The sequence below is a fragment of the Klebsiella sp. CN_Kp075 genome, assembly GCF_040065055.2.
GTDB lineage: Bacteria > Pseudomonadota > Gammaproteobacteria > Enterobacterales > Enterobacteriaceae > Klebsiella > Klebsiella aerogenes.
On sequence record NZ_CM198050.1, the window covers coordinates 2831105 to 2856113 of the forward strand.

Consider the following 25009-nt stretch of genomic DNA (forward strand, 5'->3'; position numbering starts at 1 on the left):
GCAACTCCTTAAACGCGTTCAATAATCAGCGCAATCCCCTGGCCCACGCCGATACACATGGTGCACAGCGCATAGCGGCCGCCGGTACGCTTCAGCTGATATGCGGCGGTCATCGCCAGACGACCGCCGGAAGCGCCTAGCGGATGGCCCAGCGCGATGGCTCCGCCGTTGGGGTTAACGTGGGCGGCATCATCCGGCAGACCTAAATCACGGGTAACCGCCAGCGCCTGTGCGGCAAAAGCCTCATTCAATTCGATGACGTCCATCTGCGCCAGCGTCAGCCCGGTTTGCGCTAACACTTTGCGCACCGCCGGCGCCGGGCCGAAGCCCATAATTCGCGGCGCCACCCCTGCCGTCGCCACGCCGACAACCCGCGCCAGCGGCTGTAAATCATTCGCCGACATGGCCTGTTCACTGGCCAACAGCAGCGCGCAGGCGCCATCATTGACGCCGGAGGCGTTACCGGCGGTAACGCTGCCGTCGGCTCGGACCACGCCGCGCAGTTTAGCCAGCGCCTCCAGCGAGGTGCTGCGCGGGTGTTCATCGCGGCTGAAACACAGCGGTTCACCTTTGCGTTGCGGTACCGATACGGCGATCAGTTCATCGGCGAAACGCCCCGCTTCCTGCGCCGCAGCGGTACGCAACTGGCTACGAAGCGCAAAAGCATCCTGGTCGGCGCGAGAAATGGCAAACTCATCGGCGACGTTTTCCGCGGTTTCCGGCATCGAGTGCACGCCGTACAGCGCTTTCATCTGCGGGTTAATAAAACGCCAGCCAATGGTGGTATCTTCCATCTGCATCGAGCGGCTAAAGGCGCTCTCGGCTTTGCCCATCACAAACGGCGCGCGCGACATACTCTCCACCCCACCGGCGATCATCAGCTGGGTTTCGCCGCTTTTAATCGCCCGCGCCGCGACGCCGATCGCATCAAGGCTCGAGCCGCACAGGCGGTTAATCGTGCTGCCGGGAACGCTCTGCGGCAGGCCGGCCAGCAACAGCGCCATACGCGCCACGTTACGGTTATCTTCTCCGGCCTGGTTGGCGCAGCCGTAGATCACATCGTCAATTAGCGCCGGATCGAGACCCGGATTACGCTCCAGCAGCGCTTTCAGCGGCAGCGCCGCCAGATCGTCAGCGCGCAAACTCGATAATGCGCCGCCAAAACGGCCAAACGGCGTACGCACCGCATCACAGATAAATGCCTGATTCATCATAGGTTCCTCACGCGCTTTCCGCCAGTTGTTCAAAAGTCAGCGCCACCGGAGTGATGCGCTGTAGCTCTTCAAATGAGAGGCCGTTAAAGATTTCGCGTACCACCGGACCACGGTCGGTAATATCGATGACCGCCAGATCGGTATAGATACGGCTGACGCAGCCGACGCCGGTCAGCGGATAGCTGCACTGCTCGACCAGTTTGCATTCGCCATCGCGGGTCAGATGGTCCATCATTACAAACACCTGGCGGGCGCCGATAGCCAAATCCATCGCCCCTCCGACCGCCGGGATCGAATCCGGCGCGCCGGTGCTCCAGTTAGCGAGATCGCCGCTGGCGGAAACCTGATAGGCGCCCAGCACGCAGATATCGAGATGCCCGCCGCGCATCATGGCGAAGGAGTCGCCATGGTGGAAAAAACAGCCGCCCTGCAGCAGGGTGACATACTCTTTACCCGCGTTGATCAGCTCCGGGTCCTCTTCGCCGGGCTGCGGCTTCGGCCCCATTCCCAGTAGCCCGTTTTCACTGTGCAGGAACACCTCTTTATCGGCAGGTAGATAGTTGGCGATACGGGTCGGCAGGCCAATACCGAGGTTTACGTAAGCGCCTTCCGGAATATCGCGGGCGACGCGCTGGGCCATTTCGTCACGAGTCAGTTTTTGCATGTTCGGCTCCTCAGGCGCTTTGCGCGGCGGACAGATTTTCCAGCGAGAATACGCGCTGGACGAAAATCCCCGGGGTGATGATGTTTTCCGGGTCGAGTTCGCCAAGGGCGACCAGTTGCGAGACTTCAACAATGGTGGTTTTGGCGGCGGTCGCCATAATCGGGCCGAAGTTGCGCGCCGCTTTGCGGTAGACCAGGTTGCCCCAGCGGTCGCCCTGATGGGCTTTAATCAGCGCAAAATCGGCTTTAATTGGATATTCAAGCACGTAATGACGGCCGTCGATTTCCCGGGTTTCTTTGCCTTCCGCCAGCGGCGTGCCGTAGCCGGTAGGGGTAAAGACCGCGCCGAGACCTGCGCCAGCGGCCTGGATCCGCGCCGCCAGGTTGCCCTGCGGCACCAGTTCCAGCTCAACTTTGCCGCGGCGATAGAGGTCATCGAAAATTTGTGAATCTACCTGGCGCGGGAATGAGCAGATCATTTTGCGCACCCGCCCGGCTTTAAGCAGCGCCGCCAGCCCCACTTCGCCATTACCCGCGTTGTTATTAATAATGGTTAGGTCGCGGGCGCCCTGGTCAATCAGGGCGTCAATCAGATACGTCGGCTGCCCGGCGGGGCCAAATCCGCCGATCATGATGGTCGCGCCGTCGTGGATCCCGGCAATGGCCTTACTCAGCGTCGACACGCTTTTATCAATCATCAGGTCGCTCCTTAACGTGCGGTAATCGCACTTATATGCGTTGTTCGCACAAAATGTGACCTGCTTAACGATGCTGGTCAAGGGCGATAATCGAAATATGGTGCGATAATCGAACATCGTATATCTTTAGCGAAAGAATGTGATCGATGGCAAATACGGAGAACAAAATGGACAAGCATCCAGATGATGTAGTGGCGGGCGACGGCGATCCGTTTAAGGGCGATCCGAACTTTATGGCATCGCTGGCGCGCGGGCTGGAAGTGATTCAGGCTTTTACCCCGCAGCGCCCGGTACTGTCGATTTCGCAGATCAGCCAAAAGACCGGCATCCCCCGAGCGGCGGTACGTCGCTGCCTGTACACCCTAAGCAAGCTGGGTTTCGTCTACGCCGAAGACGGCAAGAATTTCCAGCTGCGACCACGGATACTTGCCCTCGGCCACGCCTGGCTGGCCTCAACGCCGCTGGCGCGCTCGGCGCAGCCGGTGCTCAAGCATCTGAGCGAAATGCTCAATGAGTCCTGCTCAATCGCCACCCTGGATGGCGACGATATCTTGTATATCGCCCGCGCCTCCAGTTCGCGCATTATGACGATCGATCTTGATATTGGCAGTCGTCTGCCGGCGTGGGCGACCTCCATGGGGCGCGTGCTGTTAAGCCATCAGCCGGAAGAAAGGCTGAACGACATGCTGGGCCGGGTGACGATGATTCGCTACACCCCGCAAACGGTAGATTCGGTGAATAAGCTGCGCGCGGAGCTAAAACGTGTGCATCAGCAGGGATATGCGTTGAACGATCAGGAACTGGAAATGGGGCTGCGTTCGCTGGCGGTACCGCTATATAACCCACAGGGACAGGTGGAAGCAGCGCTGAACGTCGGGGTCCACGCGGGCCAGATGTCGACCCGCGAAATGCTGGACAGGGTGCTGCCGGAATTACAAAAAGCCGCCCGCGAGCTAACGCTGCTGCTGCGCTAGCGGCTGCGTTTAGCGTGCAGCTCCCAGTTCTCCTGCTTAGCCTGTTCGGATTTACGCAGCGCCACGTAACAAGCGCCGCTGCCGCCGTGGTGCGGTAGCGCGGCGCAAAACGCCTGTACCTCGGGCAACTCTGGCAGCCAGCGCGCCAGGTAGCTGCGAATAATATTGGCGTGGGCCTGGTCATCACGGCCTTTGCCGTGGATGATAAGTAAATTACGCAGCCCCTCTTTTTGCGCCTGTATCACGAAGGCGAACAGCATTTGCCGGCACTGTTCGACCGGCTGGCGCAACAGCGACAGGCTTGCCTGCTGGCTGTATTTTCCACGCCGCAGCTTGTCCAGCACTCCGCTTTGCAGCCCTTCCCGTTTGAACTCCAGCGGCACGGCGAGCGGCACAATATCGAGGTAGCCGGTGGTCAGAAAATTATCGAGCTGTAGGGTATCGATACGCTGCGGCGCGCGCGCGGGTCGTTCACGATGCCAGTGTACGTCATTATTGCGTTTCAGAGGCTGGACATCCTCCATGGCGTCAAGAAACAGGGATTTGTCGTCAAGGTTCATGGTCACTCCTCCAGCGGCTATCGCCTGCTACTATAGCCGCCTCACGCCTACCCCTCAACGCGTTTAGCCGCAACTGCTGGCAAATAGACCAACGCGGGATATTTAAGGAAACAATTGACGGCTTTGACGACGAAACAGGGTGATTAACGAAGCCGTTAGCGGCGTTGGTCGCGTGTCGCGCCGCTGGATCAGGTAGTAAGTTGCCCTGGGCAATACCTCACGTATGGGGATCATCACCAGTTTATCCGCCATCATCGGATCGTTTCCGAGCTCTACCGGCAGAATACTAAGGAAATCGCTCTTCACCACCAGACTGATGCATGAAGAGAAGGTTTCGCAAACGATATCGACCTTGGGCGCCAGCCCGGCCTGATTGAACATCTCCTGCAACTGTTTGAAGTAGCTACCGCGCGGCGTTGGCATCGTCCAGTGGTGAGCGAGCAATTCAGTCAGGGAAGTGGCGCGCGCCGCCGGATGCCCTGCGCGGGCGAATACCGCGAACGGTTTCTCAAACAGTTTTTCAAAGCTGAATTCATGATCGTACGGGCCGGGATAGTAGGTGTTGATAGTGAAATCAAGCTCACCCTGGCGCAGTTCATTAATCATCGCCAGGAGTTGCCCTTCCATGATCCGAACCTTCACCAGCGGATGCTGCTGATGAAAGCGACAGATAACCGATGGCATCAGCGAACGGGCGACGCTGGCGCCGAGACCAATATTAATCTGCCCGGCCTGCTCCCCCTGACGCTGCAGCAGTTCATCCTGCGCCGCCCGAAGCTCTTCAAGGATCAGGCTCGCATGTTGATAAAAACTTTCGCCGTTTTCCGTCAGCGCCACCCCCTGGCTGCGGCGGACAAACAGTTGGGCGGAAAGCCCTTCTTCCAGCTCTTTAATCGCTTTGGTCAACGCGGGCTGCGAGATCGCCAGCGCCCGGCTGGCGCCGCGAATACTCCCCTCGCGAGCGACCTCAACGAAGGCGCGAATTTGATGAAATTTAATCTGAAATGACATGTTTTAGGTGATAACCATTGTTTATCAGACAGAAGAAAATGACATCTACTGTAATCCATCATGCTGTGGCAGGTTAAGGGTGAGATTGCCAGAAAGGCGTTTGTGATAATTAAAAGCTATCACACCGTGAACGCCGTCACACTTTTTAATTATGACAGGAAGGGTTATGCCGCAACTTCATGAATTGGTAAGCCAGCTGGCGCCGGAAATGACGCAATGGCGTCGTGATTTTCACCTGCACGCGGAGTCCGGCTGGCTGGAATTTCGCACCGCCAGCAAGGTTGCCGAGATCTTAGACGGCCTCGGTTATCAACTGGCGCTGGGTCGCGACGTTATCGATGCCGACAGCCGGATGGGGCTGCCCGACGATGCTACCCTGGAGCAGGCATTCCAGCGCGCCCGCGAACAGGGAGCGCCGGAACGTTGGCTGCCGGCTTTTGAAGGCGGATTCGCCGGCGTCGTCGCCACCCTGGACACCGGCCGCCCCGGCCCTACGCTTGCGTTTCGCGTCGATATGGACGCGCTCGATCTTAACGAACAACACGACGATCGCCATCGCCCGCATCGCGCGGGTTTCGCCTCCTGCAACGCCGGGATGATGCACGCCTGCGGCCATGACGGACATACCGCCATTGGGCTGGGTTTGGCGCACGTGCTAAAGCAGTATGCCGATCGGCTCAACGGGATCATCAAGCTGATTTTCCAGCCTGCCGAAGAAGGCACCCGCGGCGCGCGCGCGATGGTGGCGGCAGGCGTGCTCGATAACGTGGACTACTTCACCGCCATTCATATCGGTACCGGCGTTCCCAACGGTACCGTGGTCTGCGGCGGTGACAACTTTATGGCGACCACCAAATTCGACGTGCAATTCGAGGGCGTCGCCGCTCACGCCGGCGGCAAACCGGAAGATGGGCGCAACGCGCTACTGGCCGCCGCCCAGGCCGCCCTCGCATTACACGCCATCGCGCCGCACAGCGCAGGCGCCTCGCGGGTTAACGTCGGCGTCATACAGGCCGGCACCGGGCGTAACGTGGTCCCCTCATCGGCGCTAATTAAAGTGGAAACCCGCGGCGAGACGGAAGCTATCAACCAGTATGTGTTTGAGCAGGCGCAAAACGTGATTGCCGGCGCCGCAGCGATGTATGAAGCCCGCTATGAACTTCGGCTCATGGGCGCGGCAACCTCCAGCGCCCCCTCTCCGGCGTGGGTGCAATACCTGCGTGAGCAGGCAGCGCAGGTGCCGGGGGTAGTAGAAGCAGTGGATCATATTGCCGCGCCGGCGGGATCCGAAGATGCCACTTTGATGATGGCGCGGGTACAGGATCGCGGCGGACTGGCTTCATACATGATTTTCGGTACTGAACTGAGCGCCGGACATCACAACGAGAAATTTGATTTCGACGAAGGCGTGATGGTCATCGCGGTCGAGACGCTGGCGCGCATCGCGCTCAACTTTCCCTGGCAGCGAGGTGTGTGATGGAAAAGATCTATCAATTTGTCGATGACATCATTACGTCACGGCGCGACGATTTTTGCGCTATTGCCGATGATATCTGGGATCATCCGGAAACCCGCTTCCAGGAATTCTGGTCTGCCGCGCGGTTGGCCGATGCGCTGGAAACGGAAGGTTTTCAGCTAACCCGTCACGCTGGCGGCATACCCAATGCGTTTATCGCCAGCTACGGCGAGGGTAAACCGGTCATCGCCCTGCTCGGCGAGTTTGATGCGCTGGCAGGACTCAGCCAACAGGCGCACAGTGCTGAACCAACATCCGCGACGCCGGGGGAAAACGGCCACGGCTGTGGGCATAATCTCCTCGGCACCGCGGCGTTCGCCGCCGCCGTCGCCGCGAAACAGTGGCTGCAGCAGCAAGGCGGAGCGGGCACCCTGCGCTTTTATGGCTGCCCGGGGGAAGAAGGCGGCTCGGGTAAAACCTTTATGGTGCGCGAGGGATTATTCGATGATATTGACGCCGCCCTCACGTGGCATCCGGAAGCCTGGGCCGGGATGTTCAGTACCAGCACGCTGGCCAATATTCAGGCGGCGTGGCGCTTTACCGGAACCGCTGCGCACGCGGCAAACTCACCACATCTGGGGCGTAGCGCGTTGGACGCCGTCACGCTGATGACCACCGGCAGTAATTTCCTCAATGAGCATATTATCGAGAAAGCGCGTGTGCACTACGCCATTACCGATACCGGCGGCGTGTCGCCCAACGTGGTGCAGGCGCAAGCTGAAGTGCTGTATTTGATTCGCGCTCCGGAGATGGCCGATGTGCAGCAAATCTTCGCCCGTATTGAGAAAATCGCCCAGGGCGCCGCGCTGATGACCGAAACCAGCGTCAGCTGCCGTTTTGAAAAAGCCTGTTCCAGCTATCTCCCCAATCGCACGCTGGAAGCGGCAATGTATCAGGCCGTATGTCATTACGGTACGCCACAGTGGAGTGACGCAGAGCGCGCTTTCGCGGCGGATATTCGCGCCACGCTCGGCGTGAACGATATACAGAACAGCCTGAAGAATATTGCCGGTACCAGCGGTGAAGAAGGAAAAGCGTTTGCCCGCCGTCATCACGACACGGTGTTGATCGATGAGGTCGCGCCGTGGGCGGCAACGGAAAACGTGCTGGCGGGATCTACCGACGTCGGCGACGTGAGCTGGAAAGCGCCGGTGGCCCAGTGTTTTAGCCCCTGTTTCGCCATCGGTACGCCGCTGCATAGCTGGCAACTGGTGAGCCAGGGAAGAACCTCCATCGCCCATAAAGGGATGCTGCTGGCGGGTAAAATTCTGGGAGCAACGGCGATTCGTTTGTTCAGCGACAGGCCGTTACTCGAAGCAAGCCAGCAGGAACTGGCTCAGGTACTGGCGGTAACTCCATACCAGAGCCCGATCCCGCGTGACGTCGTACCATCAATTTTAAAATAAGAAAAATTAGCCTCTGGGATAGCGTACAGCGTGATGGCAATCGCCAATAAAAATAACAGCTGACAACCCCTGAGGCATGCCGCAAACAACACAACAACGACAACTGAGGAACGCCCATGAGTATGTCATCCATACCGTCGCATTCCCCCACCGGTAAGCTGTATGGCTGGGTTGAAAAAATAGGTAATAAGGTTCCGCATCCATTTTTGCTGTTTATCTATCTGATCGTCGCGCTGATGGCCGCCACCGCCATTTTGTCGGCGCTAAACGTCAGCGTACAGAACCCCACCGACGGTTCGCGAGTGGTGGTAAAGAATCTGCTCAGCGTAGAAGGGCTGCACTGGTTTCTGCCAAACGTGATTAAAAACTTTAGCGGCTTCGCGCCGCTGGGGGCGATTCTGGCGCTGGTGCTCGGTGCCGGTTTCGCCGAACGTGTCGGCCTGCTGCCGTCGCTGATGGTCAAGATGTCATCGCACGTTAGCGCGCGTTACGCCAGTTACATGGTGTTATTTATCGCCTTCTTCAGCCACATCTCTTCCGACGCGGCGCTGGTCATTATGCCGCCGCTGGGGGCGTTAATGTTTCTCGCCGTCGGCCGCCATCCGGTAGCCGGGTTGTTGGCGGCAATCGCCGGCGTCGGCTGCGGATTCACGGCAAATTTACTTATTGTCACTACCGACGTGTTGCTCTCCGGTATTAGTACCGAAGCGGCGAAAACGCTTGATGCCTCGCTGCATGTTAGCGTTATCGACAACTGGTACTTCATGGCCACCTCAGTCATCGTTCTGACGCTGGTCGGCGGGTTGATTACCGATAAACTGGTCGAGCCGCGGCTAGGAAAGTGGCAAGGCCAGAGCGATGAAACGCTGCAGACGCTGACGGCGGAACAGCGCTTCGGGCTGCGCATTGCCGGTATTGCGGCGCTGTTGTTTGTGGCGGTTATCGCACTGATGGTGGTGCCGGAAAACGGCATCCTGCGCGATCCTATCAAACATACCGTGATGCCCTCGCCTTTTATTAAAGGCATCGTACCGCTGATTATCTTTTTCTTTTTCGTCGTATCTTTAGCTTACGGCATCGCCACCGGCAAAATTCGCCGTCAGGCTGACCTGCCGCAGTTAATGATCGAGCCGATGAAGGAGATGGCCGGCTTCATCGTGATGGTCTTCCCGCTGGCCCAGTTTGTCGCCATGTTCAACTGGAGCAATATGGGGAAATTCATGGCGGTAGGATTAACGGATATACTGGAAAGTGCGGGAATGAATGGCGTGCCGGCGTTTGTCGGTCTGGCGCTGCTGTCGGCGTTTCTGTGTATGTTTATCGCCAGCGGTTCGGCTATCTGGTCGATTCTGGCGCCCATTTTTGTACCGATGTTTATGCTGCTGGGCTTTCACCCGGCGTTTGCGCAGATCCTGTTTCGTATCGCCGATTCGTCCGTACTGCCGCTCGCGCCGGTATCGCCATTTGTACCGCTGTTTCTCGGCTTTTTACAGCGCTACCGGCCCGATGCCAGACTGGGTACCTACTATTCGCTGGTATTACCCTACCCGCTGATTTTCTTAGCCGTCTGGCTGCTGTTGCTGGTGGGTTGGTACCTGGTAGGGCTACCGATTGGCCCAGGTATTTATCCACGCTTGCCATAACGCGGCGACAGGCCAGGGATGGCCTGCGTAAGTTAACGCGATGTGGTGCGGTTCAGGAACGTTTTATACAGACTTTCGATGACCACCGACAGCAAATTGATAGCTAATCCGCTGATAATCAACACAACAACTCCCGTTAACATGTATTGCATATCGCCACCTTTCTTGTAGTTAAAAAAAACCAGCGCCAAAGCGCTGGAAAAAATAATTGACTCAAGGAATGCCTGTATATTTATCTGCGGCGCCGGGTGCCTCCCGGTGAATTAGCCAGTTCACACTAATCCGCGTGCGTATGACAAACTGCATAGAGATTTGAACTGAACGCTCCTCCGCACAGGGAAATTCGCCGCCAGACAAAGGTAGCAAAATGCCCATCACGCCGCGCCTGCTAGTTAATGCAAAAATAAACATTGCTCCACCCCTTCCTTTATTCCGACGATTAACCATCAGGCAACGGAATGACTGAATTTAAATGACTGCGATTCGTATTTATAAATTAATAGTACAGGTTTCATTATTTGCTGACCTTTCGGAGGTATAGTTTGCAGGCCGCACGTCATGATATGGTGTGCCCTTGCCGAATTAACCTCGTAGAAGGACGCCCGATGCTGACGCTGCTGCAAGATAAAATCGACACCCCGCTGGGGCCGCTGTGGGTCATTTGCGATGAACAATTCAACCTGCGCGCCGTAGAGTGGGATCAGCACCGCGACCGCATGGAGCAACTGCTCGACATCCACTACCGTCACGAGGGTTATAAACGCGTTGATGCGCGCGATCCTGGCGGGCTGAGCGCGAAGCTGCAGCAATACTTCGACGGCGATCTCGCAATTATCGATACCCTGCCGACGGCAACCGCCGGTACCCCCTTTCAACGTCAGGTGTGGCAAGCGCTGCGCACGATTCCCTGCGGGCAGGTGATGCATTACGGTCAGTTAGCCGAGGTTCTTGGCCGTCCGGGCGCGGCCCGTGCAGTTGGCGCGGCAAACGGTTCCAATCCGGTCAGCATTGTGGTTCCCTGCCATCGGGTAATTGGCCGCAACGGCACCATGACCGGCTACGCCGGCGGCGTACAGCGTAAAGAGTGGTTATTGCGCCATGAGGGCTATTTGCTGCTTTAACAGATAATGCCTTTTTTGGAAATTACAGGTAACTTTACAATAATTAATCGCTTAATAATTTTCTTGTTATCAAAGAGATATGGCGATCGACATATTTACCCTTCTAATATTACGTCTTTCCGGGTTTCGAGACTTACTTGCTCCTCAAAAAGATGTTAAAATTGACCAATATCAATTAAAGCTTGAGCAGACATATGATCCCGGAAAAGCGAATTATACGACGCATTCAGTCTGGTGGTTGTGCAATCCATTGTCAGGATTGCAGCATTAGCCAGCTCTGCATCCCCTTTACTTTGAACGAACATGAGCTGGATCAGCTTGATAATATCATCGAGCGTAAAAAGCCTATTCAGAAAGGGCAAACCCTGTTCAAAGCGGGTGATGAGCTGAAGTCGCTGTACGCTATCCGTTCAGGGACCATCAAAAGCTACACCATCACCGAACAAGGCGATGAGCAGATTACCGGCTTCCATCTGGCAGGTGATTTGGTCGGCTTTGACGCCATTGGCACCGCCCTGCACCCAAGCTTCGCGCAGGCGCTGGAAACCTCGATGGTCTGCGAAATTCCGTTCGAAACGTTGGATGATCTTTCCGGTAAAATGCCGAACCTGCGTCAGCAGATGATGCGTCTGATGAGCGGCGAGATCAAAGGCGATCAGGACATGATCCTGCTGCTTTCCAAAAAGAACGCCGAAGAACGGCTGGCGGCCTTTATCTACAACCTGTCCCGCCGTTTCGCGCAGCGCGGCTTCTCACCGCGTGAGTTCCGTCTGACCATGACCCGTGGCGACATCGGCAACTATCTGGGCCTGACGGTTGAAACCATCAGCCGCCTGCTCGGTCGTTTCCAGAAAAGCGGTATGCTGGCGGTGAAAGGGAAATATATCACCATCGAAAACAGCGATCTGCTGGCGCAACTGGCAGGCCAGGCGCGCAACGTCGCCTGATTTATCTCCGCTATACTCTCTTCCACCTTGTGCCGGATCGACATTTTTTTCTAATTTGTTGATCTGGCCAGGGTCATCCCCTGTTTCAATTCATCCATATAGGTTATCTTTTTAAATACTGACTGTAGCTACAGCTGTAAGGAGACCCTGTATGGCGAAGTATCAGAACATGCTGGTAGTAATCGACCCTAACCAGGACGACCAGCCTGCATTACGGCGCGCGGTGTATCTGCACCAACGGATTGGTGGACGCATCAAAGCCTTTTTGCCGATTTATGATTTTTCCTACGAAATGACTACCCTGCTGTCGCCCGACGAGCGGACGGCGATGCGCCAGGGCGTGATTAGCCAACGCAGCGCCTGGATCCGTGAACAGGCCAAGTTTTACATTGAATCCGGGGTGCCAATCGATATCAAAGTGGTGTGGCACAACCGCCCCTTTGAAGCCATCATTCAGGAAATCATCAGCGATAAACACGACCTGCTGCTGAAAATGGCCCATCAGCACGACAAACTCGAAGCGGTCATCTTCACCCCGACCGACTGGCACCTGCTGCGCAAATGTCCATGCCCGGTATGGATGGTTAAAGATCAGCCGTGGCCGGAAGGCGGTAAAGCGCTGGTGGCGGTTAATCTGGCCAGTGAAGAGAACTATCACAACGCCCTTAATGAAAAACTGGTGCGGGAGACCATCGCCCTCGCCGATCAGGTTAACCATACCGAAGTACATCTGGTTGGCGCCTATCCGGTGACGCCTATTAACATCGCCATTGAATTACCTGATTTTGACCCGAGCATCTATAACGATGCGATTCGCGGCCAGCATCTGCTGGCAATGAAAGCGCTGCGTCAGAAATTCAGCATCGATGAAAGCCGCACCCACGTAGAAAAAGGGCTGCCGGAAGAGGTTATTCCTGATTTAGCTGAACACCTGCAGGCCGGGATTGTGGTGCTGGGCACCGTTGGCCGCACCGGCATCTCTGCCGCGTTTCTCGGCAATACCGCGGAACAGGTTATCGACCACCTGCGCTGCGACCTGCTGGTACTGAAACCGGAGGCCTATCAAACTCCAGTTGAACTGGACGATGAAGACGACGACTAACGGCGTCTCATCAGCCCTGAAGTTTTATCTAATCATCCCCCGCCCGTCGGGGGATTTTTTTGTCGGCCCGCTAAAAAAGAAAAAGGGCCATACGGCCCGGGATATCAACGCTAATTGAACATACTTACAGAATGCGTTAGTGGATACCTAAACGCCAGGCCAGGTCGATCTCTTCTTTCAGCTCCATTGATGAAAGCGACATCAGATCGGCAAACTCGAGCTCGAGGAGTTTGAGCTTCTTCAGGTACTGCGCGGGGGTCATAACGGAAGTGTCGCGGCGCAGGTACTCGATGGCCATCTGCGTGGGGGTTAACTCGGTATCCATAATATCCTCAGTGTGGTGAAAAAACAGGCATAGTATAACACCCATCGCCGTTCACTTTATGAGCAAAATCATGGTTTCACTGTCTATATAAAAAAGCCGTCTCAACAGAGACGGCTTAGAGCGTTGCGCTATTACAGCGCTTTCAGAATGGCATCCACGCTGGCTTTAGCGTCGCCAAACAGCATGTGGGTGTTCTCTTTGAAGAACAGCGGATTCTGCACGCCAGCATAGCCGGTGTTCATCGAACGTTTGAAGACCACCACGTTTTGCGCCTTCCACACTTCCAGCACCGGCATACCGGCGATCGGGCTCTTCGGATCGTCCTGCGCCGCCGGGTTGACGGTGTCGTTCGCGCCGATCACCAGTACGGTATCGGTATCGGCGAAATCATCGTTTATTTCGTCCATTTCCAGCACCACGTCGTAAGGTACCTTCGCTTCCGCCAGCAGCACGTTCATATGCCCCGGCAGTCGCCCGGCGACAGGGTGGATGCCGAAGCGTACCTTGATACCGCGCGCGCGCAGCTTCTCGGTGATTTCCGCGACCGGATACTGCGCCTGCGCCACCGCCATACCGTAGCCCGGCGTGATGATCACGGAATGCGAGTTTTTCAGCATTTCAGCCGTCTCTTCGGCGCTGATTTCACGATGCTCACCGACTTCTTCATCGCCGCTGGAACTGCCGCCATCGGTGCCGAAACCGCCGGCAATAACGCTGATAAACGAACGGTTCATCGCCTTACACATAATGTAGGAGAGGATGGCACCGGAAGAACCAACCAGCGCGCCGGTCACGATCAGCAGGTCGTTGCTGAGCATGAAGCCCGCCGCCGCCGCCGCCCAACCGGAGTAGGAGTTCAGCATCGATACCACGACCGGCATATCCGCGCCGCCGATAGACGCCACCAGGTGCCAGCCGAACGCCAGGGCGATAATGGTCATCACCAGCAGGCACAGTACCTGGGTTCCGGTGCTGTCGGTACGCACGAAGGCCACCAGCAGCAGGAAGGAAATGACCAGCGCCGCCAGGTTCAGCTTGTGGCGATTCGGCAACATCAGCGGTTTTGACGAAATTTTGCCGCGCAGCTTACCAAAGGCAACGATCGAGCCCGTGAAGGTTACGGCGCCGATAAAGATACCGAGGAATACTTCGGTCAGGTGAATATTCGCCAGCACCTGATCGAGGCCCGGTCCGTGGTCGAGATAGCTGTTGAAGCCAACCAGCACCGCCGCCAGACCAACGAAGCTATGCAGCACCGCCACCAGCTCCGGCATCTCGGTCATTTCGACTTTCTTCGCCAGACGGATACCAATCGCCCCGCCGATAACCATCGCCACGATGATCCAGCCGACGTTACCGCTGTCCGGCCCAAAAATGGTGGCAATCAGCGCAATCGCCATCCCGGCGATGCCGTACAGGTTCCCCTGCTTCGACGTTTCGTGCTTTGACAGCCCCGCAAGGCTAAAGATAAACAGAATAGCGGCAACAATGTATGCAGCTGTAACTAATCCTCCAGACATGTGCTACCCCTTAGTTTTTGCGGAACATTTTCAGCATGCGCTGAGTGACGGTGAAACCACCAAAAATATTAATGCTGGCGATCAGCACCGCGATAAAGCTCAAGAAGCTGACCCAGCCGCCGTGCCCTATCTGCAGCAATGCCCCAACGACAATGATCCCTGAAATGGCGTTGGTTACCGACATGAGCGGCGTGTGCAGCGCGTGCGACACGTTCCACACAACGTAGTAGCCGACTACGCAGGAGAGCGCAAAGACGGTAAAGTGACCCAGAAACTCTTTAGGCGCGACGTTCGCCAGCCAGCCAAAGAGGATAATCGCCAGCGCCATCAGCGCGTATTTACGCCACGGCGAGCCTGGTTTGGCCTCTTCTTTTGGCGCTTCGACGGTTTTCGCCGCCGCCTGCGGCTGTGCGGATACCTGAATCGGCGGCGCCGGCCAGGTAATTTCGCCCTCGCGGACCACGGTAACGCCACGTACCACCACATCGTCGAAATCGATGGTGATATTGCCGTCTTTTTCCTTGCACAGCAGCTTCAGCAGGTTTACCAGGTTAGTGCCGTAGAGCTGAGAAGATTGCGTCGGCAGACGACCCGGCAGGTCGGTATAACCGATAATTTTCACGCCGTTGGCGGTGGTCACGACTTCGCCCGGCACGGTGTATTCGCAGTTGCCGCCGTTTTGCGACGCCAGGTCGACGACCACGCTGCCCGACTTCATGGAGTCAACCATTTCGCGGGTAATCAGCTTCGGCGCCGGTTTACCCGGGATCAGCGCGGTGGTGACAATGATATCGACATCTTTAGCCTGCGCGGCGAACAGCGCCATTTCGGCTTTGATAAAGGCTTCAGACATGACTTTGGCATAACCGTCACCGCTGCCCGCTTCTTCTTTGAAGTCCAGTTCAAGGAACTCGGCGCCCATACTCTGCACCTGTTCTTTCACTTCCGGACGGGTATCGAAGGCGCGGACGATGGCGCCGAGGCTGTTCGCCGCGCCGATCGCTGCGAGGCCGGCGACGCCTGCGCCGATTACCATCACCTTCGCAGGCGGTACTTTACCCGCAGCGGTGATCTGGCCGGTAAAGAAGCGGCCGAATTCGTGCGCCGCTTCGACAATCGCGCGATAACCGGCGATGTTAGCCATCGAACTCAGCGCATCTAACGACTGGGCGCGGGAAATACGCGGCACCGAGTCCATAGCCATGACGTTGATACCGCGAGCGGCCAGCTTTTCCATGAGATCCGGATTCTGCGCCGGCCAGATGAAACTCACCAGCGTGGTGCCCGGGTTGAGCTTCGCAATTTCCGCATCGTTCGGCGCGTTAACCTTGAGGATAACGTCGGAGTGCCAGACGTTATCCGCGCTGACGATTTCTGCGCCCGCCTGTTCGAAGGCTTCATCGTCGAAGCTCGCCAGTTTCCCGGCCCCGCTCTCGACCGCCACGCTAAACCCGAGCTTAAGCAGCTGCTCGACCGTCTTCGGCGTCGCAGCGGCCCGGGTTTCCTGAGCTAAGCTCTCTTTTGGTATCCCAATTCGCATAGTTTTCCCTTCCATCGGTTTTTGATGATGGTTTATTTTTTTCACAAATGCGCCAGCGGCGGCGCAAAAACGCCGCACAGGTATTCATCTGGAAAATGAAACAGTAACAAACTTTTTATAACCTACTGAAAATACCGATTGTGATCTACATCGTTAAAACAGAATTTTTGATTTTATTGAGAAAAATTAGTCCTGACTGCGTCAGGCAGCAATATTTGCCTTAATTTTATGCCAGAACCTGATAATTCGCTTACCTTTGCGGTTAATTCGCCATTTATTACCGCCAGTATCATTGCATTAACATTACGTTAACTTATAAAAGTGATATTGATTATCGATTTTGCTGTTCAAGAAGCTGTTTTTTCAACATATCAGTATTTGTTATATTTTTGTAACGAACGATTCGGGCGGGAAGTGAAAAATGACGCAGACAGTTACGTTGTTTAAATGCAATAATCACCTGTTTTCAGTCAACAACAATACCAGTACATGGTTTGCGCAAGGCAAAGGATTATTTTTATGAAGCTTAAGAACACACTCCTGGCGTCTGCTCTTCTGGCTACCACCGCGTTGTCTGCCCATGCAGCGACCGAGCTGACTCCGGAGCAAGCGGCAGCGCTGAAGCCCTATGACCGCGTCGTCGTCACTGGCCGTTTTAACGCGATTGGCGATGCCGTACAGGCGGTTTCCCGCAAGGCGGATAAAGATGGCGCAGCTTCCTTTTATGTTGTCGACACCTCAGATTTCGGCAACGGCGGCAACTGGCGCGTAACGGCGGATTTTTATAAAGAAAACGCCCCGCAGGCGGATACCCCGAAAAACCGTATTATTAACGGCGTGATGGAACTGCCGAAAGATCAGGCCGTCGCGCTGATGCCGTATGACACCGTAACCGTGCAGGGCTTCTACCGTAGCCAGCCGGAAGTCAACGACGCCATCGCCAAAGCGGCAAAAGCTAAAGGCGCGTATGCCTTCTTCATCGTCCGCCAGGTTGACGCCAACCAGGGCGGCAACCAGCGCATCACCGCTTATATTTATAAAAAGGATGCGCAGAAGCGCGTACTGCAGAGCCCGGATGCGATTCCTGCTGATTCCGAAGCCGGTCGCGCCGCTCTGGCTAAAGGCGGCGAGGCGGCTAAAAACGTCGAAATCCCAGGCGTGGCCTCCTCTGCCGCGGTCGGCGCCGGTACCGGCGTAGGTCTGTTCTACGAAACCCAATCGTCGAAAGGCGGACGTTACACTGTCACCCTGCCGGACGGCACGAAAGTCGAAGAGGTGAACAAAATCACCGCCGCGCAGATGGTGCCGTTTGATAGCATCAAATTCACCGGTAACTACGGCAACATGACGGAAATCTCCTATCAGACCGCGAAACGCGCGGCGAAGAAAGGAGCGAAATACTACCACATCACCCGCCAGTGGCAGGAACGTGGCGGTAACATCACCATTAGCGCCGACCTGTATAAGTAATCGGTTTCAGCTGCTCAAAAAGGCGACATGATGTCGCCTTTTTGCATTTTTTCGCCCGCCGCCATTGCATGCGTACAAGACACTCCGTAAAATCCCGCGCCTTAGCGTAATCCTCCATTTTTATGCGATTTCGCCAAATAAATATTCTTGATTCACTGTTGCCACCTCGGGAATACAATGGAAAAGAAACTGGGCCTTAGCGCCCTGACCGCACTGGTACTCAGCTCCATGCTGGGCGCGGGCGTTTTCAGTTTGCCGCAAAACATGGCTGCCGTCGCCAGCCCATCCGCTCTGCTTATCGGCTGGGCCATCACCGGCGTCGGGATTTTATTCCTCGCATTCGCCATGCTATTGCTGACCCGTATCCGCCCGGAACTGGATGGCGGCATCTTTACCTATGCCCGGGAAGGTTTTGGCGAACTGATCGGTTTCTGTTCCGCCTGGGGCTACTGGCTGTGCGCGGTGATTGCCAACGTCTCCTACCTGGTTATCGTCTTCTCCGCCCTGAGTTTCTTCACCGATACGCCGGAGATGAGTATTTTTGGTGACGGTAACACCTGGCAGGCGATCGTCGGCGCGTCCGTGCTGCTCTGGGTGGTGCATTTTCTGGTGCTGCGTGGGGTACAGACCGCGGCAGGCATTAACCTGGTGGCGACGCTGGCGAAGCTGTTGCCGCTCGGCGCGTTTGTGGCGCTGGCCGCTATCGCGTTCCGGCTCGATACTTTCCGTCTCGACTTCAGCGGTATCGCGCTCGGCGTACCGGTATGGGAACAGGTGAAAAACACCATGCTGATTACCCTGTGGGTATTTATCGGCGTGGAGGGCGCGGTAGTGGTCTCTGCCCGCGCCCGTCATAAGCGCGACGTTGGCCGCGCGACGCTGCTGGCGGTAGTCTCGGCGCTGGCGGTTTATCTGCTGGTAACCCTGCTGTCGCTGGGCGTTGTCGCCCGCCCGGAACTGGCTGAAATGCGCAACCCGTCAATGGCTGGCCTGATGGTCAAGATGATGGGGTCGTGGGGCGAGGTAGTGATCGCCGCGGGATTAATTATCTCCGTCTGCGGCGCCTATTTAAGCTGGACCATTATGGCCGCTGAAGTGCCGTATCTGGCGGCGACGCATAAAGCGTTCCCACGCCTGTTCGCCAAAACCAATAAGAATAACGCCCCCTCTTCCTCGCTGTGGTTGACCAACATCAGCGTGCAGATTTGTCTGGTGCTGATTTGGCTTACCGGATCCGACTACGGCACCCTGCTAACCATCGCCTCAGAAATGATTCTGGTGCCCTATTTCCTCGTCGGCGCTTTCCTGCTTAAGATTGCCGTACGTCCGTTACACAAAGCCGTGGGTGTCGGCGCGTGCGTTTATGGCTTATGGTTATTGTATGCGTCCGGTCCTGTGCATTTGCTATTGTCGGTGGTACTTTACGCTCCGGGTCTTCTGGTTTTCCTGTACGCCCGCCGTACGCACCAGCACGATCGCATGCTCAAACGCCGTGAAATGGCACTAATTGGTTTTTTGCTGGTTGCCGCCGTTCCGGCAACGTGGATGCTGGTGGGGTAAGCGGTTGCCCTACCGCTGAACTTGAAAGGAGATACCCATGGCTGAAGCACAGCCTCGTCCGGTCCTGATCACGGGAGCAGGCCGCCGTATCGGCCTCGCTCTGGCACACCATTTTTTAAACCAGCAGCAACCGGTGATCGTCAGCTATCGCCAGCATTATCCATCGATTGACACCCTGCGCGACGCCGGCGCGGTGTGTCTGCAGGCCGATTTCAGCAGCGACGACGGTATTCTTACCTTCGCGGAAGCCGTGAAAGCGCAGACCAGCGGCCTGCGCGCGATTATTCATAACGCCAGTGATTGGATGGCGGAGAAACCGGGGGTGCCGTTATCCACGGTGATATCGCGGATGATGCAAATTCACGTCCACGCGCCCTATCTGCTTAACCACGCGCTGGAGAGCCTGCTGCGCGGTTTTGGTCACGCGGCCAGCGATATTATTCACATTACCGACTACGTGGTGGAACGCGGCAGCGATAAGCATATCGCCTATGCCGCCAGTAAAGCGGCGCTTGATAATATGACCCGCTCTTTCGCCCGTAAGCTGGCCCCGGAGGTGAAGGTCAACGCCATCGCGCCATCGCTGATTATGTTTAACGAGCATGATGACGCTGAATATCGTAAACAGGCGCTGGATAAATCGCTGATGAAAATCGCGCCGGGTGAAAAAGAGATTATCGACCTCATCGATTATCTGTTCACCAGCTGCTACGTCACCGGCCGCTCTTTCGCGGTCGACGGCGGCCGACCGCTGCGCTAGTGGAAACGGCTCCAGCCGAGGATCAGCAGCCAGGCCGCCAGACTCCAGCAGATCACCGCGCCTGCCAGCGCGTAAGGCAGGCGCATTACGCCGGTGAAGTACCATAACGAAAGTAAGTAGATAAAATACGGGATGATTGACCACATGCCGAAGACGATAGTTGTGCGCAGCGCTTCAATGCCGCGCTCGCTGGCGACGATATAGTGGGCAATAAGCGCGAAGGTCGGAAATAACGGAATTAAACCGGCAATATAGTAATTTTTGGTTTTTGACAGTACGCCTATCAGTACCACCACCAGCGCTCCCAGCAGCGCTTTAATCAACAGCCCCATTTTATGCCTTAACATTTGAACAACAATTCCCCCAGCATAACGGAAGAACATTTGTTTATGAAAGATTAATGGCGGGCAATTTGCGGGCGGTGTATGTTAGCTTTTTAATTTATACGCGTAAGATATGAATAAGATCGTTTTTGTTGAGGATGAGCCCGAAGTTGGCGCGCTTATCGCCGCCTATCTGGGAAAGCATGATATGGACGTGGTCGTTGAACCGCGCGGCGACCGGGCCGAAGAGGTTATTGCTCGTGAACAACCCGATCTGGTACTGCTGGATATCATGCTGCCTGGCAAAGACGGAATGACGCTGTGCCGCGACCTGCGCAGCCAGTGGCAGGGTCCGATTGTGTTGCTGACCTCGCTCGATAGCGATATGAACCATATTCTGTCGCTGGAGATGGGCGCCAGTGATTATATCCTCAAGACCACCCCGCCTGCGGTGCTGCTGGCCCGGTTACGTTTGCATCTGCGCCAGCATGTGGCTTCGCCGTCGATGCCCGCTCCCGCAACCCTGACGCCGCATAAAGCCATTGTCTTTGGTTCGCTGTCGATCGACCCGGTTAACCGTCAGGTATTGCTCGGTGGCGACAACGTTGCGTTGTCCACCGCCGATTTCGACCTGCTGTGGGAGCTGGCGACCCATGCCGGGCAGATTATGGATCGCGATGCGCTGTTGAAAAATCTCCGTGGCGTCAGCTACGACGGCATGGATCGCAGCGTCGATGTCGCGATTTCACGCCTGCGTAAAAAGTTGCTCGACAACGCCAACGAGCCCTACCGCATCAAGACGGTGCGCAACAAAGGTTATCTGTTCGCTCCGCACGCCTGGGATAATTAATCGGTGTCAGGAATAGACCGATATCACGCCGTGTAGTCGGTCTTGAAATTCAGCGTATTTCTCTCTGAATGCCATTTCATCGTCTTCGCCATACCAGCGTACGACCTCACGGCTGGCGAGGAAATGATCCAGCAGTTCGCCGCTCGCCAGAATCCATTGCGGTAAACCATCGACCTGCAGGCTCCAGCCTCCGGGATGATAGTGGATGAAATCATTGCGCAGCTGGTGAAGCTTGCCCATCGCCGCCGTACAGTCTTCGCTGGGTGCGAATGCGCTGTTCTCCCTTGTCGCACGGTATAGCGTCATAAAGGACGGCAGTTGCAGCTTGTCGATGTTGGAAAAATCGTCGTTATAAATTTGCTCGTAGATCGCGCGAGTAGACGCTTTACCGTCGACCAGGTAGACCTGAAAGTCATTGCCCTGACACAGCGCCAAAACCATCGCGTTCTGCAGGATGCTGTGCCAGCCGGTAATCACCCACTTCCACTGATAAGGGTCGGCAATCGCCTGCATATGGCTCAGAACCATATCGAAGGTTTTTAAAATCTCAACATCATTATCAGTATGCAAATACACGGGCTTAGTCATCTGGCGCTCTCCATCATTTAAGGGGCGCTTAAATTAACAGAGAGGCTGGCGTCTGGCAGACCGGGGAAATGGCACAATACGGCCATCGGCCATTTGGCCTGGCGCCTCTGTGAGAACTTTGCCGAGCGGGATCCTTCTCCTGTAGAATCTTTTGACGCGAGATAACCCAGTTAATGACCGGTGATGATTAATGAAAAAACTGTTTGTGCAGTTTTAGGTACTGGAGTTCCCGCAATTTTCTTTAAAACCAGTAATATAATTCAAAAACAATGGGATATGAGCAGAATACTGACCGACGAACATAAAGCCGACGCGGCTCGCCTTAAATCCCTTTATCAGTCACTGAAAAAAGAGCTAAAGCTTAGCCAGACACTGATAGCCGATCAGATGGGGATGACACAGAGCGCCGTGGGGCATTACATCACCGGCCGCCAGCCACTTAATGCGCCCGTCGTGTCGGATTTCGCCCGTATCCTTGGTGTGGGGGCTGAGCAAATCAGCCCTTCTCTTGCCCGAGAGATTGCTCGCCAGGCAAGCGCGCTAAAGGACTCTCTTACACTGGAAGAAATGGCTCGCCGTGTAATGGTGATTGGAAAACTATCGCCAAACGAATTAGGTGTCGCTGGTGGGGTCGTGAACTGTAATGGCTGGCTCAAAGTCGATAGCGACAACTCCAGCTTTGCCTTGGGGATAGCCGGCAATGGCCTCTGGCCGCGTGTCAAAAATGGCGAGTTTGTCGTGCTTGAGAAGCTCGTTACTGCTGAACCTGGCGACGACGTGGTTGTACTCCTCACTGACGGCAGTTACCTTTTCAAAACGCTCACATCCCAGCGTAGTGATGTACAAGTTGTCGACATCACTGGTAAGTCCGCTATGCCCGAGCTGGTACCAGCTGACAGTATCGATACTGTGTATTTTATCTCTGCAATCGTTAATTCCAGCCGCTACTATCTGGAATAATAAATTCCGCGGCGGCCTAATCCTTTTCCCAACATTGTCAGGCATGATACTGTTTTAATTTACAGTAAAATAATATCTTGATTCAGGCTATCTTCTCGAGCGTTTATACTGCTAATCATTCATCACGCAATTGAGATCTTTCTCAATAAATGCCTGTATGCGAACAATCAATAGCATTAATTAAGGTGTTCTCAAAACCAGATTCGCCGAATTGGATGAAACAGCAGTTTTAACCCTTTGTGTGTTCGACAGGATTGGCATACATATGCATTGCATGAGTATGGTAGTTCTCGTCAAATAATCGTAAAAGTGCAGCTATAGCATCCATCTTTGCTGAATCTGGTTATGAGCAACTTTCAGAAAAGCTCAATCAGTATGTTCTCATTGTTATTCCCTTATTCATACACAATCTATATCACCAATATCAATATTGGTTAATAGTCTCTTGGAAGCATTTTTTTCACTAGCTCAACATTAATATTAAAGATTTTAGCTAGCTTGTTTACGTCAGGTGGCAACGATGGCTTCAAATCACTGTCATCAAAATTATCACCTTTAACGAAAGACATGACCGTGGCTAAGTGCTTAACTTTTTTCACATCCAAAGATTTACATATAGCCTCAGGCATTTCACATAAAAAAGAATGAAACTCCACAAGTAAACTATCAAGTAAAATAAAAACAGCTTCATTTTCCCTAATGAAATCTTTTAAAGGTAAGTTGTTGACCTGCTCCAACTCATCATGCTTTAATGTTATCTTTCCATTCTTATTTATGGAAACATATTTATCAAATTCTTTTTTTCTCTCTGCCCTTACATTTATTCTCTGAATTAAATACCGATAGTTATTTGCCATGGTGTTTATGCGAGTTACATTATTCCATGAATTTGAGGACCCATGATTGCCATTTTTTTTGTTCCCATTAGCAAGAAAGACCATATTCTCCACACCATATATAGGAACAAAATCGATTTCAATATCACCAGAATGAAACAGTCTAGCGACAGGGTCATTATTTAATCCATTTGTCACAAAGTGCTTAGCAGACGATACTGCTTGATATGCACTCTCAATCTGAATCATAAATCTGTTTGCACTTTCAATTTTCTGCGCATCTGCACGCATTTTTTCTTGCGATTTAAAATTGTAGCTTGCAATAAAAAAGCCAATTACTGCAGTTATTACTGCAGGCGTGAACGGCATAATGTAGCTTTTTATAAACGAACTGGATTGTCGTAAACTTTCAATTGCATCAACAATCAATTTTGTATCTGGAGACATAGCCCCTCCTTTTTTTTAGAAGTAGCGCTTATATCACGGTAGGCTTATTTTTTTCTAGTGTTATTGAGGCATGCACATCCGTTTCCGATAAACCAAGGGTGGCTTGTTGTGGGTTTGCATGCCTGAATTTCACGAGGTTAGCAAATGATCGTGTATATTGCGGGGCCGATGACCAATCGGCCACATCTCTACCGCCCGCCATTTTTCGCCGCGGCTGAGCGGTTTAGCGCCGCCGGTGACACTCCTCTCAACCCCGCAGTTCTTCCGAAGGGCATATCACGGCCTGACTACATGTCCATTTGCATGGCGATAATCCAGCGCGCAGAGGCTATTTATCTGCTCGCTGGAAGGAATGCAAGCGACGGTACCGTTGCGAAATATAACTTAGCGTACAAGCTGGGCCTGAAAATCCTGACGCAGCAATGCGTTTCACACAAATAAGGCTAGCAGGTATGCATAAATTAGAAGGGGCAGCTACGGCCGTAAACGTAGCATGCAGATCAGGCATTCGACGAAGTCCGCCTTCTGAAGTCCCAAATCGGTACTCTGGCCACCCGCCTCATTCCTGCCAGTCAAACCCCAACACCGAGTGACAGCGCCAGTGCGAATTAATTCCTACCGTCCTCTCCATTGACAGGCAGCATCTTATCAATCGCAGCAGGCATTAAAGAAGCAAATCTGCAACTGGAAGAGATCACCAATCTTCTGGCCCTGTATCCAACTGGGCACCTTCGACTATCTTGCCTACTTCGACACACCTACGCCTGCTGGATGCTATCAGCAGGGGCAAACCCGGCATTCATTGCCAGTCAACTCGGCCATGAGAATGCAGAAATGGTTTATACAGTGTACTCTGCCTGGATAAACGCGCTGGATGGTGATCGGATTGCATTTCTTAACCAACGTATCGGTGGATACAACAATGTCCCCCAGATGCCCCCAAAGGGAACAGCGGAATAACTAACGTGCTGAAGT

25 protein-coding genes and 1 pseudogene are annotated in these 25009 nt (G+C 54.6%); 14 read left to right on the forward strand and 12 right to left on the reverse strand.

The annotated features are described in order from the left end of the window. Positions 1-8: 8 nt before the first annotated feature. Genes pcaF through ABLV78_RS13565 form a run of 3 tightly spaced genes read right to left on the reverse strand, consistent with a single transcriptional unit; the run spans position 9 to position 2575 of the window. On the reverse strand, positions 9-1211 hold the full coding sequence (gene pcaF, locus ABLV78_RS13555) for a 3-oxoadipyl-CoA thiolase (protein ID WP_047042866.1): 1203 nt from the start codon (positions 1209-1211) through the stop codon (positions 9-11). A gap of 10 nt (positions 1212-1221) precedes the next feature. Continuing rightward, positions 1222-1878, reverse strand: coding sequence for a 3-oxoacid CoA-transferase subunit B (locus ABLV78_RS13560; RefSeq protein ID WP_015705262.1), 657 nt, complete (start codon positions 1876-1878; stop codon positions 1222-1224). Positions 1879-1888: 10 nt separating this feature from the next. Next, a complete protein-coding gene (locus ABLV78_RS13565) occupies positions 1889-2575 on the reverse strand; it encodes a 3-oxoacid CoA-transferase subunit A (protein ID WP_047042863.1) in 687 nt (228 codons plus the stop codon). A 167-nt stretch (positions 2576-2742) separates the two neighbouring features. Here ABLV78_RS13565 and ABLV78_RS13570 point away from each other — a divergent pair, with 167 nt between their 5' ends. Then, the gene (locus tag ABLV78_RS13570) at positions 2743-3549 is read left to right on the forward strand and encodes an IclR family transcriptional regulator domain-containing protein (protein WP_015366809.1); all 807 of its coding nucleotides are present in this window, start codon (positions 2743-2745) and stop codon (positions 3547-3549) included. On the opposite strand, the gene smrA is transcribed toward ABLV78_RS13570, so the two are convergent. Both smrA and ABLV78_RS13580 read right to left on the reverse strand, forming a co-directional pair. Then, positions 3546-4109, reverse strand: coding sequence for a DNA endonuclease SmrA (gene smrA / locus ABLV78_RS13575; RefSeq protein WP_045392373.1), 564 nt, complete (start codon positions 4107-4109; stop codon positions 3546-3548). The two genes, ABLV78_RS13570 and smrA, sit on opposite strands and share 4 nt — an antisense overlap. 102 nt (positions 4110-4211) lie before the next feature. After that, complete coding sequence (locus tag ABLV78_RS13580) at positions 4212-5120, reverse strand: LysR family transcriptional regulator (RefSeq protein ID WP_047042859.1); 909 nt, start codon at positions 5118-5120, stop codon at positions 4212-4214. Positions 5121-5286: 166 nt separating this feature from the next. Here ABLV78_RS13580 and ABLV78_RS13585 point away from each other — a divergent pair, with 166 nt between their 5' ends. The 3 genes from ABLV78_RS13585 (at position 5287) to abgT (ending at position 9685) form a co-directional block, all read left to right on the forward strand. Beyond that, a complete protein-coding gene (locus tag ABLV78_RS13585; protein WP_047042856.1) occupies positions 5287-6597 on the forward strand; it encodes a M20 family metallo-hydrolase in 1311 nt (436 codons plus the stop codon). Beyond that, on the forward strand, positions 6597-8042 hold the full coding sequence (locus ABLV78_RS13590) for a M20 family metallopeptidase (RefSeq protein ID WP_047042853.1): 1446 nt from the start codon (positions 6597-6599) through the stop codon (positions 8040-8042). The genes ABLV78_RS13585 and ABLV78_RS13590 overlap by 1 nt, the downstream gene beginning before the upstream one ends. A 116-nt stretch (positions 8043-8158) precedes the next feature. Further along, positions 8159-9685 (forward strand): p-aminobenzoyl-glutamate transporter, encoded by a 1527-nt coding sequence (gene abgT, locus ABLV78_RS13595; protein ID WP_045392384.1) that lies wholly within the window; start codon positions 8159-8161, stop codon positions 9683-9685. A gap of 32 nt (positions 9686-9717) precedes the next feature. On the opposite strand, the gene ABLV78_RS13600 is transcribed toward abgT, so the two are convergent. After that, positions 9718-9837 (reverse strand): hypothetical protein, encoded by a 120-nt coding sequence (locus ABLV78_RS13600; protein ID WP_045392558.1) that lies wholly within the window; start codon positions 9835-9837, stop codon positions 9718-9720. A 453-nt stretch (positions 9838-10290) separates the two neighbouring features. Here ABLV78_RS13600 and ogt point away from each other — a divergent pair, with 453 nt between their 5' ends. From ogt to uspE, 3 genes are all read left to right on the forward strand, one after another. Beyond that, entirely contained in the window at positions 10291-10806 is a 516-nt protein-coding gene (ogt, locus tag ABLV78_RS13605; protein ID WP_045392390.1) for a methylated-DNA--[protein]-cysteine S-methyltransferase, read from the forward strand. A 194-nt stretch (positions 10807-11000) separates the two neighbouring features. After that, on the forward strand, positions 11001-11753 hold the full coding sequence (gene fnr, locus ABLV78_RS13610; protein ID WP_004862555.1) for a fumarate/nitrate reduction transcriptional regulator Fnr: 753 nt from the start codon (positions 11001-11003) through the stop codon (positions 11751-11753). A gap of 151 nt (positions 11754-11904) precedes the next feature. Next, positions 11905-12855 carry a universal stress protein UspE gene (uspE, locus tag ABLV78_RS13615; protein WP_045392393.1) on the forward strand — a complete coding sequence of 317 codons (951 nt, stop codon included), beginning with the start codon at positions 11905-11907 and terminating at the stop codon, positions 12853-12855. A gap of 136 nt (positions 12856-12991) precedes the next feature. Here the strand turns inward: uspE and ABLV78_RS13620 are convergent, their stop codons facing one another. The 3 genes from ABLV78_RS13620 to pntA form a co-directional block, all read right to left on the reverse strand. Next, a complete protein-coding gene (locus tag ABLV78_RS13620) occupies positions 12992-13180 on the reverse strand; it encodes a YdiH family protein (protein ID WP_045392396.1) in 189 nt (62 codons plus the stop codon). Between the two features lie 131 nt (positions 13181-13311). Beyond that, positions 13312-14700, reverse strand: coding sequence for a Re/Si-specific NAD(P)(+) transhydrogenase subunit beta (gene pntB, locus ABLV78_RS13625; RefSeq protein WP_020078971.1), 1389 nt, complete (start codon positions 14698-14700; stop codon positions 13312-13314). Between the two features lie 10 nt (positions 14701-14710). Beyond that, a complete protein-coding gene (gene pntA / locus ABLV78_RS13630) occupies positions 14711-16240 on the reverse strand; it encodes a Re/Si-specific NAD(P)(+) transhydrogenase subunit alpha (protein ID WP_045392560.1) in 1530 nt (509 codons plus the stop codon). A gap of 519 nt (positions 16241-16759) precedes the next feature. Here pntA and ydgH point away from each other — a divergent pair. From ydgH to folM, 3 genes are all read left to right on the forward strand, one after another. Continuing rightward, positions 16760-17710: a DUF1471 family protein YdgH gene (ydgH, locus tag ABLV78_RS13635; RefSeq protein WP_032711543.1), complete on the forward strand. Its 951-nt coding sequence runs from the start codon at positions 16760-16762 to the stop codon at positions 17708-17710. Positions 17711-17887: 177 nt separating this feature from the next. Next, positions 17888-19270, forward strand: a complete 1383-nt coding sequence (locus ABLV78_RS13640) for an amino acid permease (RefSeq protein WP_047042846.1) — start codon at positions 17888-17890, stop codon at positions 19268-19270. A 37-nt stretch (positions 19271-19307) separates the two neighbouring features. Further along, on the forward strand, positions 19308-20030 hold the full coding sequence (gene folM / locus ABLV78_RS13645; protein ID WP_045392402.1) for a dihydromonapterin reductase: 723 nt from the start codon (positions 19308-19310) through the stop codon (positions 20028-20030). On the opposite strand, the gene ABLV78_RS13650 is transcribed toward folM, so the two are convergent. After that, positions 20027-20362, reverse strand: a complete 336-nt coding sequence (locus ABLV78_RS13650; RefSeq protein WP_015366825.1) for a GlpM family protein — start codon at positions 20360-20362, stop codon at positions 20027-20029. The two genes, folM and ABLV78_RS13650, sit on opposite strands and share 4 nt — an antisense overlap. Before the next feature lie 124 nt (positions 20363-20486). Between ABLV78_RS13650 and rstA the strand changes: the two genes are divergently transcribed. Beyond that, on the forward strand, positions 20487-21203 hold the full coding sequence (gene rstA / locus ABLV78_RS13655) for a two-component system response regulator RstA (RefSeq protein ID WP_015366827.1): 717 nt from the start codon (positions 20487-20489) through the stop codon (positions 21201-21203). A gap of 6 nt (positions 21204-21209) precedes the next feature. Here rstA and ABLV78_RS13660 read toward each other — a convergent pair whose 3' ends face one another. Next, a complete protein-coding gene (locus ABLV78_RS13660) occupies positions 21210-21791 on the reverse strand; it encodes a hypothetical protein (protein WP_047042844.1) in 582 nt (193 codons plus the stop codon). A 183-nt stretch (positions 21792-21974) separates the two neighbouring features. Between ABLV78_RS13660 and ABLV78_RS13665 the strand changes: the two genes are divergently transcribed. Next, positions 21975-22751 (forward strand): XRE family transcriptional regulator, encoded by a 777-nt coding sequence (locus tag ABLV78_RS13665; RefSeq protein ID WP_052766956.1) that lies wholly within the window; start codon positions 21975-21977, stop codon positions 22749-22751. A 434-nt stretch (positions 22752-23185) separates the two neighbouring features. Here ABLV78_RS13665 and ABLV78_RS13670 read toward each other — a convergent pair whose 3' ends face one another. Further along, positions 23186-24034: a hypothetical protein gene (locus tag ABLV78_RS13670; RefSeq protein ID WP_047042841.1), complete on the reverse strand. Its 849-nt coding sequence runs from the start codon at positions 24032-24034 to the stop codon at positions 23186-23188. A gap of 144 nt (positions 24035-24178) precedes the next feature. Here ABLV78_RS13670 and ABLV78_RS13675 point away from each other — a divergent pair, with 144 nt between their 5' ends. Together ABLV78_RS13675 and ABLV78_RS13680 are read left to right on the forward strand one after the other, a co-directional pair. Then, positions 24179-24475, forward strand: coding sequence for a DUF4406 domain-containing protein (locus tag ABLV78_RS13675; RefSeq protein WP_047042839.1), 297 nt, complete (start codon positions 24179-24181; stop codon positions 24473-24475). A 309-nt stretch (positions 24476-24784) separates the two neighbouring features. Next, a pseudogene (locus tag ABLV78_RS13680) lies at positions 24785-24994 on the forward strand (site-specific integrase); the annotation flags it as partial. Positions 24995-25009: the final 15 nt, after the last annotated feature.